Source organism: Paenibacillus helianthi (genome assembly GCF_001909055.1).
GTDB classification, from domain to species: domain Bacteria; phylum Bacillota; class Bacilli; order Paenibacillales; family Paenibacillaceae; genus Paenibacillus_AQ; species Paenibacillus_AQ helianthi.
Genome location: NZ_LVWI01000037.1, coordinates 313,883 through 327,223 on the forward strand (window position 1 = coordinate 313,883; position 13,341 = coordinate 327,223).

General features: G+C 47.1%; 10 protein-coding genes. 8 read left to right on the plus strand and 2 right to left on the minus strand.

Going from position 1 to position 13,341, the window contains the following annotated elements; genetic code table 11:
* The first annotated feature begins 7 nt into the window (after positions 1-7).
* The 3 genes from A3844_RS13240 (at position 8) to A3844_RS13255 (ending at position 4,500) form a co-directional block, all read left to right on the plus strand.
* Positions 8-1,450, plus strand: coding sequence for an amino acid permease (locus A3844_RS13240; RefSeq protein WP_074107608.1), 1,443 nt, complete (start codon positions 8-10; stop codon positions 1,448-1,450).
* A gap of 1,156 nt (positions 1,451-2,606) precedes the next feature.
* Positions 2,607-3,794 (plus strand): MFS transporter, encoded by a 1,188-nt coding sequence (locus tag A3844_RS13250; RefSeq protein ID WP_074107610.1) that lies wholly within the window; start codon positions 2,607-2,609, stop codon positions 3,792-3,794.
* Between the two features lie 142 nt (positions 3,795-3,936).
* Positions 3,937-4,500, plus strand: a complete 564-nt coding sequence (locus A3844_RS13255; protein WP_074107611.1) for an NAD(P)H-dependent oxidoreductase — start codon at positions 3,937-3,939, stop codon at positions 4,498-4,500.
* Positions 4,501-4,588: 88 nt separating this feature from the next.
* Here A3844_RS13255 and A3844_RS13260 read toward each other — a convergent pair whose 3' ends face one another.
* On the minus strand, positions 4,589-4,948 hold the full coding sequence (locus A3844_RS13260; protein WP_074087776.1) for a winged helix-turn-helix transcriptional regulator: 360 nt from the start codon (positions 4,946-4,948) through the stop codon (positions 4,589-4,591).
* A gap of 1,401 nt (positions 4,949-6,349) precedes the next feature.
* Between A3844_RS13260 and A3844_RS13270 the strand changes: the two genes are divergently transcribed.
* The 5 genes from A3844_RS13270 to A3844_RS13290 all read left to right on the plus strand — a co-directional run bounded on the left by A3844_RS13270 (position 6,350) and on the right by A3844_RS13290 (position 12,913).
* Positions 6,350-7,009: a hypothetical protein gene (locus A3844_RS13270; RefSeq protein ID WP_074087780.1), complete on the plus strand. Its 660-nt coding sequence runs from the start codon at positions 6,350-6,352 to the stop codon at positions 7,007-7,009.
* Positions 7,010-7,019: 10 nt separating this feature from the next.
* Positions 7,020-8,726, plus strand: a complete 1,707-nt coding sequence (locus tag A3844_RS13275) for a GMC family oxidoreductase N-terminal domain-containing protein (protein WP_074107632.1) — start codon at positions 7,020-7,022, stop codon at positions 8,724-8,726.
* Between the two features lie 344 nt (positions 8,727-9,070).
* Positions 9,071-10,588, plus strand: a complete 1,518-nt coding sequence (locus A3844_RS13280) for a spore germination protein (RefSeq protein ID WP_074101405.1) — start codon at positions 9,071-9,073, stop codon at positions 10,586-10,588.
* 9 nt (positions 10,589-10,597) lie between these two features.
* Positions 10,598-11,776 (plus strand): Ger(x)C family spore germination protein, encoded by a 1,179-nt coding sequence (locus tag A3844_RS13285; protein WP_074101407.1) that lies wholly within the window; start codon positions 10,598-10,600, stop codon positions 11,774-11,776.
* Positions 11,777-11,803: 27 nt separating this feature from the next.
* Entirely contained in the window at positions 11,804-12,913 is a 1,110-nt protein-coding gene (locus tag A3844_RS13290) for a GerAB/ArcD/ProY family transporter (RefSeq protein WP_083606832.1), read from the plus strand.
* A gap of 219 nt (positions 12,914-13,132) precedes the next feature.
* On the opposite strand, the gene A3844_RS13295 is transcribed toward A3844_RS13290, so the two are convergent.
* The coding region (locus A3844_RS13295; protein ID WP_074107613.1) for a transposase at positions 13,133-13,341 on the minus strand (209 nt) is incomplete at its 5' end.

The following is a 13,341-nucleotide window of genomic DNA, read 5'->3' on the forward strand; positions in this document are numbered from 1 at the left end:
CAGCAGTATGGGGCAGGGGAATAAGGGATTATCGGTGTGGGGATTAACAATGCTTGCACTGGGGACGGTGGTCGGCGGCTCCTTTTTCCTGGGATCGTCGGTGGCAATCCGTGCGGCAGGACCGTCTGTGCTGCTGTCCTATGTAATTGGAGGGATTCTTGTCTATTTTATTTTGTCCGCATTGTCGGAGATGACGGTAGCTAATCCGGTTGCGGGGTCCTTTCGAACCTATACGGAACAGGCTTTTGGCCGCGGCGCAGGATTCACGGTAGGCTGGGTCTACTGGACAGGACTCGTGCTTGCGATGTCCAGTGAAGCTACGGCAGTGTCCATTCTGCTGCGGGGCTGGTTTCCCGCCTTGCCGCTTGCACTCCTCGGATCGGGGATTATCGTGGGGGTGACCCTGCTTAACCTGCTGGGTGCAAAACGGCTGAGCAAGCTGGAGAGCGGACTCGCCGCATTTAAATTGCTCGCCATTGTGGCTTTTGTGCTGATTGCCGTGGCTTTAATTGTGGGCTTGGGTACAAGAGGTGCAGGTCCGGTAGGTCTTGGCGTTGCCCGCGGGCAGAGCTTGATGCCTGGAGGGATTGCCGGAATCGCGGGGAGCATGCTGATGGTGATGTTCACTTATGCAGGCTTTGAGGTGCTCGGTCTGGCGGCATCGGAGACGGGCAATCCGGGAATCACTATTCCACGGGCGATCCGGTATACCATCGTGCTCCTGGTCGGATTGTATTTGGCAGCAATAACCGCTCTGTTCCTGCTGTTGCCCCCGGCACGGGTATCTGAACAGATTAGTCCATTCGTATCTGCACTAAGCCTATACGGATTGGGGTGGACCGGGACCGTGATGAATATCGTGCTGGTATCTGCCATTTTGTCTACGATGCTGGCTTCGGTATTCGGTCTGGGCCGAATGCTCCGTTCTTTGGCTGAGGAGGGGCATACTCCCGAATGGATGCGGGACCGTACGGACATTCCCTTTAGAGGTATCCTGATCTCCGGGGCCGCGATGCTGGCAGGACTCTGGATGGGAATGCTGCTGCCGCAGGGGGTCTATCTCTTTCTGGTCAGCTCAGGCGGCTTTTCGTTGCTGTTCTCCTATGTAATCATCATGGCCAGCCATTACCGGCTGCGCAAGCGTCATGGCAGTCCACTGACCGGGCAGCATGGGCTGCGCGGATATCCTTACACCTCATGGATTGCGATCGTAAGTCTGGTAGCGATTCTTGCCAGTATGCCGCTGATCCCGGGACAAGGCGGAGGACTCGCGGCGGGTGTGATGTTTGTTGTGTTATTTTCCGGGATTTATGCGCTTGGAGTCATGCGGAAGACCAGGGAACCGGCCGGATTTCGGAGACAGCCTTTTCAGGTGCCAGCGATAATGGCCCAGATGGAGGCGGCAGAGGAGCTGGAAGGGAAAAAAGAGCAGGATACTATGAATGAATAGGGAAGGGAAATCCTCGAGAGGTTAGTTCAGCTTACGGGATTCCTTTTTTTCTACGACAGCATAATTAACTACCTTATAAGTGAATTCCATTTTGCTCTAAGTCGTTGAGGTAGCCTGCGCTATTGCGATTAAATTTTTAATGGTCGTAACAAGTGAAAAAGCCTTTCCAAAACTCTCTGGAAAAGTTAAGTAAATTGTTAACCATTAGCTCGTCACTCTGATGCGTATAGGTTTGTTTCACCCATTCCAGTAGCAGGGACAGTTCCCACTCAGCCGTTTCACTACTTTTGTCTTCCTCAGGAGTGAGTAGGCTAGCGATTTGTTCCAAGGGTTTCACTAGCCGCGAAACGGCTGTATGACTAGGTTTTAATTCTTCAATTTTTACTGAATAATCTGACAACACCTTGAAGTAAATTAAGCTCTTTTTTTACTCAAGCATCTTTGTAAGGAAGCTTGTATGGCTTGTGCACGTTCATAAATTTTGGTAATCCTAACGCTGATAATCTGCCGTTCTACCTTACGGATTCTAAAGGTAATAAACTGGATACAGGGGTCGCCGATCAAGGCGAGCCAGAGGGGGTCTTCGCGTTCATGACGGTTGTTCATAAGCTGCCGCAAGAGATGGTATTGCAAGTCAATGTGAATTGCCCAACTGAAGTCATCAACCCCAAGTACCAAGTAATCCGTGCTTTAAAAATTCCAATGAGAAACGTGGACACCTCATGAGTGTCCACGTTTTTTTGTCGCGAATAAATGAATTTTGAACCGGGGTCCCTTTTCTTGGTTTTGAGATTCTTAAAGTATGGATTCAGCAATCGGTATGCCGGGACAGCAACCGTCAGTGCTTAGGTAAGAACTTTTATCACTTCAACAACAATCTTAGATTAATAAACTATACTCCGTTAGCTGAGCGAAGGGCTGCCACGCGGCAGCCCTTACGATGTTGAACTATAGTTCCCCCGAGGGAGTTTAATAAGCATAATGGTGTTAATAAAATTTAGTGTATATGCTCAGGGTGACACTTACCTTTATGACAGTACCTGTACTAAATGTGCGTACTTACATAGTTAGAGTGCAATCTTTATACTCAAAGAACGAAATAAATAAATTTCTATACACCCGGAAATATAGAAACTTAAGAAAGAGGGATAATTATATGTCTAATGCCTGGAAAGTTTACTTATTAGCCGCTGTTAGCTTCTTGCTTGGAACATCCGAGTATATCATAGCAGGGATTCTCGACACAGTTGCAAGAGACGTTAATGTCTCTGTCGCTGCTGCTGGTCAGCTCATTACTGTTTTTTCACTCGCCTATGCTTTTGGAACACCTTTCCTTATCGCATTTACAGCACGAATGGAGCAGCGCAAGCTTTTAGTTTATTCACTTGGCGTATTTGTGATTGGAAATAGTATCGCCGTAGTTTTACCTGGCTTTGAATTTCTTATAGTCTCACGCGTTATTCTTGCACTAAGCATGGGAGTATTCGTTGTAACCTCCTTTACTGTCGCTACCAAGATGACTCCACCTGATAAACAAGGAAGTGCAATTGCAACAATCCTTATGGGCTTTAGCACCTCGTTGATTATCGGTGTTCCGCTAGGCAGAGTTATTGCTTCCGCTTATGATTGGAGATTGATCTTCGGAGGAATCGGTGCACTTAGTATTCTTGCGATGATCGTTATACTCTTAGTCATCCCACGCTCAAATGGCGACGAGTCGGTTCCCTTACGCAAACAGCTTGCTTTAATTAAGCAACCGAAAATAATTGTAGCCCTAATGATCACTTTCTTATGGATTTCTGGTTATTCTATTGTCTACACCTACATTTCTCCCTTCCTACTGTCGGTTACAGGGATGAACAGTAAAACAGTTATCATTGCTTTATTCGCTTTCGGGATTGCCAGCTTATTCGGCTCAAAGCTTGGCGGCTATAGTACGGATAAATGGGGATTCCCTCGTACTTTATTTGTCAGTATGGTACTGCATGTAGTAGCCTTAGTTCTACTGTCATTATCAGCCCACTCGCCTGCTATCGTTTTCCTTGTGCTCATATTTTGGGCTCTCTCCGCTTGGTCAACAAGTCCAACTCAGCAATATCACTTAATGACGCTTGCTCCGGCGGCTTCAGGCATTATGGTGAGTATGAATAGTTCAGTTTTACAGCTTGCTATGGGTGCTGGTGCAGGAATTGGAGGCGTTGTAGTGGAACAAGCTTCCTTAGCTTCGATTAGCTGGATTGGAGCTGCGGTTGTTGCCATCGCTGCAACAACCGTTATGGTATATTTACGAGTAACCGGCTCCAAAGCTCCATTAGAACTTAGTAAAGCTATAGGAAGAAACTAATATCTAAAAGGTTAGTGCTTAGCCAACTGCAAAATCCAAAGCGCACAAAATCGCTCAAGCGATCCAGTTGATTAACCGGCAATACGAATTTTCGTGTCGGCGAGTGCCGAGAGGCTATATAAGAAATAAGGAGGACAAATCTTTGAAAACTCTTGTTGTCGTGACACACCCGAGCATAGAAACATCCGTAATTAATAAGCGATGGGTAGAAGAACTCAAAAAACATCCTGAAAAGTATACTGTTCACGAATTGCATAAGGCTTACCCTGATGGAAGCATAGACGTGAAAAAAGAACAAAAAATGGTTGAATCACATGGTAATCTTATTTTGCAGTTCCCTATATATTGGTTTAATTGTCCGCCTCTCCTTAAAAAATGGCTTGACGATGTTTTAACTTATGGGTGGGCTCATGGTTCAAATGGAGGAGATAAATTAAAGAATCGCAAAGCTGCTTTAGCTGTATCTGCCGGAAGTAAAAAAGAAGATTATAGTGAAGATGGAAGATATCCCTATGTACTTGATTATTTATTATCTCCTTTCGAAACTACCTTCTTATACTGCAATGCAAATTACCGTTCGTTCTTTGCGTATTATGGTACGGAAAACGAGACTGGTGAAAATGTGCCTGATACAGAAAATGAGCCGTCTGTAAGCGAATTGGAAAAAAGCACACTAAATTATTTGAGTTTTCTTGACAATCTGTAATAGTTAGCTTTATTAAGACTGCTATAAAAAAAGAAGTATTTCCCTGTTCAGGAGATACTTCTTTGTAATATAAACAAAACAACTTTGCCTACCGCTGTACAGCCTCCAGAGCTGGCAAACTGTTTTTCTCTCCCCACTCGCACATCATATTTAACAATGGAATGAGAGAAAGACCACTTTCAGATAATGAATATTCAACTTTTGGAGGTATTTGGGGAAATTCCTTGCGTATGATAAGCCCATCTGCCTCCAGCTCTTTTAACATGATGCTTTGTGTTTTAAAGGAAATGGTACCGATACATCGCTTCAGCTCATTAAACCGCATTACCTTATTTTCAGACAGCCAATACATAATGATCATTTTATATTTACCGCCTATTAAGGACAACGTGTATCCAAAGCCAGTTTCTTTTAGTTTCACGCCAGTTGGAATATAGGTTTCGCGCACAAGTACACTCTCCTTTTGGTAAGTATATGATATAAATATGCATACTTTATAATACATCATTATGCAATCTTATTGAAAGGATGTAAATCGCTATAATAAATTTTAGAAATGAAATGGGACCGGAACGATGGCAGCGCGAACGCGGTGGGCGAGTGATGGCCAAAACAGGAACCGGTTAGTTCAGTAAAGATAACCTTTTTGTTACTTCTTCAGATATTCGATTCACAATGGAGAATGTATCTAAATAACCCTCTATGACAATGTCTGAACTGGGTTTAACTGTCCTTCCTTTAACTAAATAGAAGTCCCGTAATACGACGGTGACTAGCCTTCGTCCGTCGAAAGAATTGCTCTAAGTCATTGTTCGTTCTTGGAATGTAGTAATGGTCATAACAAGTGAAAAAGCCTTTCCAAAACCCTCTGGAAAAGTTAAGTAAATTGTTAACCATTAGCTCGTCACTCTGATGCGTATAGGTTTGTTTCACCCATTCCAGTAGCAGGGACAGTTCCCACTCAGCCGTCTCACTACTTTTGTCTTCCTCAGGAGTGAGTAGGCTAGCGATATGTTCCAAGGGTTTCACTAGCCGCGAAACGGCTGTATGACTAGGTTTTATTCTTCAATTTTTACTGAATAATCTGACAACACCTTGAAGTAAATTAAGCTCTTTTTTTCCTCAAGCATCTTTGTAAGGAAGCTTGTATGGCTTGTGCACGTTCATAAATAATTAATCCAGGAAGCCCCAATGGTGGATCTCCATCTTCAAGGAGCAGAGCTCGAACGGCTGCCACATATCCCTTAGCAGTTCGTACAAATTTTGAGCATGTCTTTCACCCGTTGGAATGCCTTGTTCGTTCACTGCTTCGGTAACTTCCGAACCGTTCGATGTTGCTTAAAGCGTAGTTCCCCAACGAGAGCTGGCACGTCATATCCATACGAGGAATGCTTCAAGCTAAGCATCTCAGCTTCAGCAGATTTATACGCAACGCCTGCGTGTGCACAGTCTGGATTTTTACAAGCATAAGCCATGCTCCATGCATGGATGATTCCGTCTCTTGTGATAATCTTTTCTCCCATTCGGTATGGGTTCTCCGCAATTTAGATTCACAGTGTGGACCATTTTTAAACTCAGGTCTGAAGTAAACTCTGAGCGCGGCACCCAATCTATTTTTCTCAAGCATGAAGGTCATCTCCTGGGGTAAATTCTGACCTATATACCTTCGACAAAAGACTGGAAACCTGCTAGTTAATCTTGCTGTAGTAGTTTTTTTTTTTTTTTTTGAATTTGCTTACGTGCAGATTTTGTTGCCGGGCAGCGTCTGAGAAGTCCTCCAGGCGAATAGATATTGGTGATGCGGGTTTTAGTTCAATGACCAATACCTGTCACTAAAGGGGGAATTAGTATGCATCCGTCTGCAATCTATGCTGCAACAGTCGATTCCCATACCCTTGCAACATTTCGAGCACTTGTTGAGGCAATCATACCTGATTCACCAGTGTCTGCCATATATCCGCTGGAGCTGACTGCAGGAGCAGCTGATTTGTGCATACACGAGTATATGATCTGGGAGCTGGACCACAGCCTGTCTCTTGTATTGGGATTGGGTTTGACGGACATTCCATTGTCCTGTTCCACCGCAGGATTGCTTAATGCTGGTGCCCTCCATTTAGCCGCCTTGGGACAGCTGCAGTATCCCCCCAATCACCTGCTTTGGGAAAGCGGACCATTCAGCGCAATATCCCCGGCTGACCGGATTCGTGTTCTTGCTATGCTGGAGCAAGGGATTATTGACCCAGGGGTTTTGCCTTCTCCATACCGGAACGATTTGGGGTTTACCCGGTATATGATTGACTTTCTTAACCGGCAAACGATGTTTGGCAACTATTCGGAGTGGTCGGCATACGGAACGACCCGGCTTAGGACACCGACCGAACGAAGGCTGGAATATTTCCCGGTCTCATGGAAGCAGGCGGAATATCCTGGAGTTGTGCCGGGATACCGGGCGCTCATTGGATATATGCTGACCATCCAACGCAAGGGAGGGGAATCCACCATTGAATAGTGCAGAAACAATGTTCGATGCGGACGTCATCGTGATCGGATCAGGCGGTGGAGGTGCCGTTGCAGCGAAGGAACTTGGGGAGGCAGGCTTGAAAGTGCTGGTATTGGAAGCCGGACCATGGTACGGAAACAAACAATGGGCGAATCCGAACAGCGAGCGGGGCGGAGAGTGGAGCTCCGAGTATAAGGATTTGGATGTAGGGATATACAAGAAGATCTTCAATGCATATGAAAACAATATGAATGATTTTGTGTCCGGCGTATTCCGTTTTGGGCCTGCCGACCGCCGCCGCACACCGTGGCACCGGGTCATGCGCCAGAAAGGTGACATCTGGCAGCTATCTGGGGTAGGGGGAACGACCCAGCTTTATTGGTCGCAGTCACCGCGCGCTTTCCCCCTTGCGGTCGACAATATTTGGCCGATCAGCTATCGGGAGCTGATTCCTTATTACGAAAAGGCCGAAGCCACGCTGCCGGTCCAGTTCGCGCCTACAACGCCCAAGGAAGAGCTTTTTTTCTACGGCGCCAAAAGGTCAGGCTGGCAGCTGAATCCGACGCTGAATGTCACGACCCCGGGTTACCGTCCCAATCCGAATGCCATTCTTCCCACCAACGAGCATTTGATGGACCCCAATTACTCGCTTGAGCAACTGTCCAACATGGAAGGATGTACCTTGAAGGGGAATTGTGTCAATGGTTGCTCATCCGGGCCTTCTGTGGATAAGATCGCCAAAAGGAGCACCCTTGTCAGCTACGTTCCACTCGCTCTCAAAACTGGAAACGTTGCAATCCGGCCGAACTCCTTCGTGATCAAGCTCTTGACGGCGCAAGATCAGAAAGAAGGACTTCGCGCAACTGGTGTGCAGTTTCGGGATACGTGGACGGGAGAAATCGGCGAGTTAACGGCTAGAACGGTTGTTATGGCCGCTGGCTGCATCGAATCTCCGCGTCTCTGGCTGAATTCGGGGCTACCCTTTAACGAATGGGTGGGAAGAGGACTAACCAATCATTGCTTTGACTGGGTTGCAGGCGTTTTTGATGAAAAGGATCTGATGCGCACTATTGGACAGCCAGCGGTCTATCCGTATGTCGGCCATACTTCGGGGGCCAGGGTCGATATTCCGGGAACCGGGATTTTTCAAGTCTCTTGCCTAAGCCCTGGTCTAATGGCCTTCTTGACCTATGGGTTCAGTGAAGCGGGATATGACGCTCTTAATCCGCCGGAGCCGGGAGCGCCGTGGGATATTCACGGCCGTGTCGTTGGTCCTCAGCTCAAAGAGCTGATGATGAACTATTCCCGGACGATGAGCATGCTGATTCTTACGGATGACGAGACACTCTATCGTAACAGGGTACAGGTCGATCCACTCCTGAAAGACGAGAACGGTCCGATTCCGATCATACATTATACTCCTAGCCCGAAGACACTGAAGAAGAGGGATCAACTGGCGAGATACGCTTCGGAAACGCTGAAGCAAGCCGGTGCCAGAAAGATTATCCGCTCAGATACTCCCTTTGGCTCCATGATCCATCTCGAAAGCACGATGCGGATGGGATATGTCACCGATACGAACTGTGAGGCTTATCAAGTGAGGCGCCTGTTCATAGCCGACAACAGTGTGCACTTCAATGGAATCGGCGGCCCTAACCCTACTCTCACGACACAAGCGCTGGCTACCCGGACGGCAGAGAAGATTGTCACTAAGTATTTCAGCTAACCACCCATTGCGGTGGCATAATACAGGACGGCTCCTGATAAAGCGATAATAAGCAAAAAGGCGGCTGCTTTTCCGAGCACTTTCATTGTTCTTGCCCCCCTTCCATATGCATTCTTTTGTTATGCATGAAGTATGCACGGCGGCAGGGAAAATATACCTCAATGGAGCCCCCACTAAGGGACTATCTCAAAAGCTTTGGAAAAAGCAAAAGGGATGGCCCCTTTTTCGAAATATAAGAATTTATATGTTGTACAAGCCGTTTCAACTTGCCTCTCACTCATGGTATTTAATTCCGAATAATCCAATAATGGATGGGGGATGTTATATCTTGAAAGGGGTGGCATATGAAAGCGAAAAAAAGAGTATCTGGTCCTTTCGAAAACAGGCTGAAAGAATTAGAAAAAACAATTGAATCGAAGATTTCCGGCAAGTTGGATGACAATGAGTCTGCCATCACTCAATTGTTTGCTAATTGCTCCGATCTGGTCGTGCGCAAACTACATATGTTAGGCTCCATTCCCGGTATGGTGGTTTATTTGAAGGTTTTAGTTGACGATCAGCTTTGGGATGCCGGATTTTTGGAGCCTTTGATGCAGCCGGAGGCCGTATCTATTGACAACCCCCGTCAGCTCTATGAAATACTGAATTTCAAATTCGCTTCCATTGTACAACCCCGTATCGCCACGAACATGAATGAAATCGTTCAAAGCATCGTTAGGGGAGAAGTCGTGTTATTCGCCCAATCCTCCTCAGAGGCGTTCACCTTTGGGCTAAGCGACAAGCTGCATCGTCCGCTTGAGGAACCGGCAACGGAAGCAGTCATTCGCGGTCCGCGATACGGTTTTAATGAGAAGCTCGATATCAACATTGCCCTCATTCGCCATCGACTCCGGACGCCCCTGCTAAAGACGGAAAAGCTCTGTGTAGGAAGACTTTCTCAGACTGACGTAATGATTGTATATATTGATAATCTAGCAGAACAAAGCGTAGTTGAAGACGTGAAAAAACGGATATCCAGCATCGATATGGACAGCGTACTGGAATCCGGATATATCGAGGAATTGATTAGCGATCATCCCTACTCACCGTTTCCCCTGATGCAGGCGACTCAACGGCCCGATTTGGTTTCAGGTTCACTGATCGAAGGTAAAATAGCGGTCCTCATTGACGGCTCGCCGATGGTACTTGTTCTCCCGATCACATTCTGGTTCGGGTTTCAGTCAGCCGAGGACTATTATACTAATTTCATATACGTTACGATGCTGCGATGGCTCAGATATTTATTCGCTTTTTTAGCGATGGCGCTCCCCTCCTTATATATTGCCGTAACGACCTTCCATCAGGAAATGATCCCGACAAGCTTGGCCCTCAGCCTTGCAGCGGCGCGGGAAGTTGTTCCTTTTCCGGCAATAGCGGAAGGATTGATCATGGAAATTACCTTTGAGGCGCTGCGCGAAGCAGGAATCCGCCTTCCCCGTCCAGTAGGCCAGACGATCAGCATTGTGGGCGCACTTGTCATTGGACAGGCTGCGGTTCAGGCAGGTATTATTTCCGCTCCCCAGATCATCGTCGTATCCGTTACAGGGATTGCTTCCTTTCTCATCCCGAACCCGGGCATGAGCCAGGCGATCAGTATTATACGGTTTCCGCTTATGCTTCTCGCTGCAAGCTTCGGCCTGTATGGAGTTGGGATTGGCTTGATTTGTATCTTGATCCATCTGGTAACCCTGAAATCCTTCGGTGTTCCCTATATGACACCAATTGCACCATTTAACCCCACAGGACTAACGGATACTTTGATCCGTGCCCCATGGCGGGTAATGCGGAGGCGTCAACAGCAAACACAGCGAAGAATGGAGTGAAAGGAGCAAATGACCAGAATACTCCGGACATTCAGGTTCCTGGTTATTTTCGTTATTCTCGGATTGACGACCGGCTGCTGGGACCGCAATGAAATGGACGATCTCGCTTTGGTCATGGCAAGCGGAATTGATCTTACAGATGATGGACAGCTCGAAATAACCCTTCAGATCGCCCTTCCAACGGGAATCCCCAGTGCCGTACAGTCCGGGGGGAGAGGCAAGAAATCAGTCATCGTCATCTCGGCCAACGGGAAGAACTCATCGGAAGTGACAGGGAAATTGCAGCAGCAACTGTCTCGTACCATTTATTTCGGGCATAGAGGCGTCATCATTTTCGGAGAACATTTCGCCCGGCATGGTATCAATAAGGTAGTGGATACATTTACCAGATTCCCTGAGAGCCGCTCCAATAGCTATGTGCTAACAACTTATGGAGGGACAGCCAAAGAAATTTTGAACACCCCTTATCAGCTTGAACTCATTCCGGGTATCGGCATCAACAAAATTCAATCCAGCAAATTAAGCTTTCCTGTCAAAATGGACGAATTCTTGAATGCCCTGGCCTCACAAGACAGATCACCGGTTACCGCTGCCATAAGGGTCATTCATAAAGGCACTGATAAGGAAACGTTCACGATTGACCGGGCTGCAGTTTACCATAGAAATCAATTATCCGGATACCTGTCATCCGATGAAGTAAAACTATTACGTTGGTGGACAGGAAAGACACACCATTTGAGGTTTAGTGTGCAAATGGAACCTGAGAACGAACAATACGGAGGGACCGTAGGTGTTGAACTGCTGCATAGCAGCATGAAAATGCACTCGGTAATCAAGAATGACCTCCCCAAAGTAAAGGTGTCGTTACATGCCTCCGTCCGGGCGGTCGATAACGATACGGAGCTGGACCTGAGCAAAGTGAATCATATGAAACGTGTCGAAACCTTGTTGTCGAATCAAATTCAAAGCGAGGCAGAGAGCATGATAACGCATGTACAAAAAGTGCTCAAGTCGGATATCCTCGGCATCGGAGAGAACATCCACATCGAGCATCCGTATGCATGGGGAAAAATGGGAGATAAATGGCTTGATATTTTTCCTGAGGTTCCCGTGACTGTCGATGCCCACATCAAGATCGAACGAACGGGCAAAACGCACTCCCCCGCACATAAAGAAAAAAGGGACTAATCTCAACTGGAAAAGGGGTTGCTTGCGATGAAGATGAAATTGACGGGTCTACAGGTTTTCTGGATCATCCTTATCATGGATCTCGGGATGACATTGGTCATGACGGTCACCCCAAGCCTACAGGCAAAACAGGATGCGTGGATTTCCGTTGTCGTTGCCGGAGGTATCGCTTCGCTGATCGCACTCTTGGCGACGCAAGCCGCGAAGCTTTACCCCGGACAGACTTTTTTCGAATACAGTCATATAATTCTTGGGAAATGGATCGGCAAAGCTGTAATCGTAATATACTTGATTCAATGGTATACAATCACCCCCATTATTCTCCGCCAATTCTCCGATTTGGTCCAAGTCATGCTGCTTCACGGAACACCGAAAGAAGCAGTCATGCTTCTGATGATCATCGTGATTGTCTATGCAACCTATGCCGGCGGAATTGAAGGCATTGCCCGCTGTGGCGAGGTTCTGGGGCCGATCATCTTGCTCATGATCAGCCTTGTCCTGATCGCTAGCGCCAACAATATTCAATGGAGGAACATCCTCCCGGTCTATGCGGATAGCGGAATGACGGGAATACTGGGTGGAGCGCTGGCACCAGCCTCCTACCTCGGTCATTCTGTTGAATACCTTATGTTTGCCGCATTTTTGACCCAGCCGCGTAAGGGGGCGGTGTACGCGTTCGGGGCCGTCTTGACCTCGGTATTCTTTGTACTGATAACAACGCTGATGGTGATCTTCACTTTGGGGGTCAATCTTTCCTCTAACACGTGGTACCCTTTTTTCGAAATGACCAAAAAAATATCACTGTTCGGCTTTATCGATAATTTCGATGCGATTCCGGTCGTCGTATGGCTTGCCAGCGTATTTGTCAAATTTGCTGTGATGCTCTTCCTGATGAGCTATGGTACCGCCCAATTTTTGCATGTCCGCAACTGGAGGAACCTGATTTGGTTCATTGCCCCGGTGATGTTTGTATTTGCGTTAATTCCCCAAGATGTAACGGAGGCGACTTCAAATTATTTGCAGCGTTACTGGGTGCCGTTTGCTATGCCGGTGAATATGCTCGGCCTGCCCTTGCTCTTGCTTGTAGTAGGTAAATGGAGACAAAAGAAACGGCCGGCTGCTGCAGATCATGCTTAAGACCGTATGTTCAGAGGAGATTTGGCAGGACCGCCGTACAAATTATACGTATAGCCTAAAGACAGTTCATCGGTGGGGGTATAGGAAGTAGAATCACAATACTCGGTGCAAAGATTATAGATAAAAAACGGGGCTGTCCCATAAGTGGGTTTTCTATGATTTAGACAGCTTTCTTCATTCTTAAGACCACAAAAAGTGAGCAAAGCAGCGATTCTCCCGTTATTGGAGGATCGCTGCTTTGCGTTTTTGGTCATGGGTGGCTTGCTTCAGCAGATTATGGGCAAGTGAAAGCCACCCGACTTCAAGCGTCACTTTTTCGATGCCGCGAAGCAGAAATCGCCGGAAGCCCCGGTTGTTCTTCAGTTGTCCAAACACACTCTCCGGTTCCGTCATCCGGCGCACGGCCAAGGCGTAACCTTCATCACTCC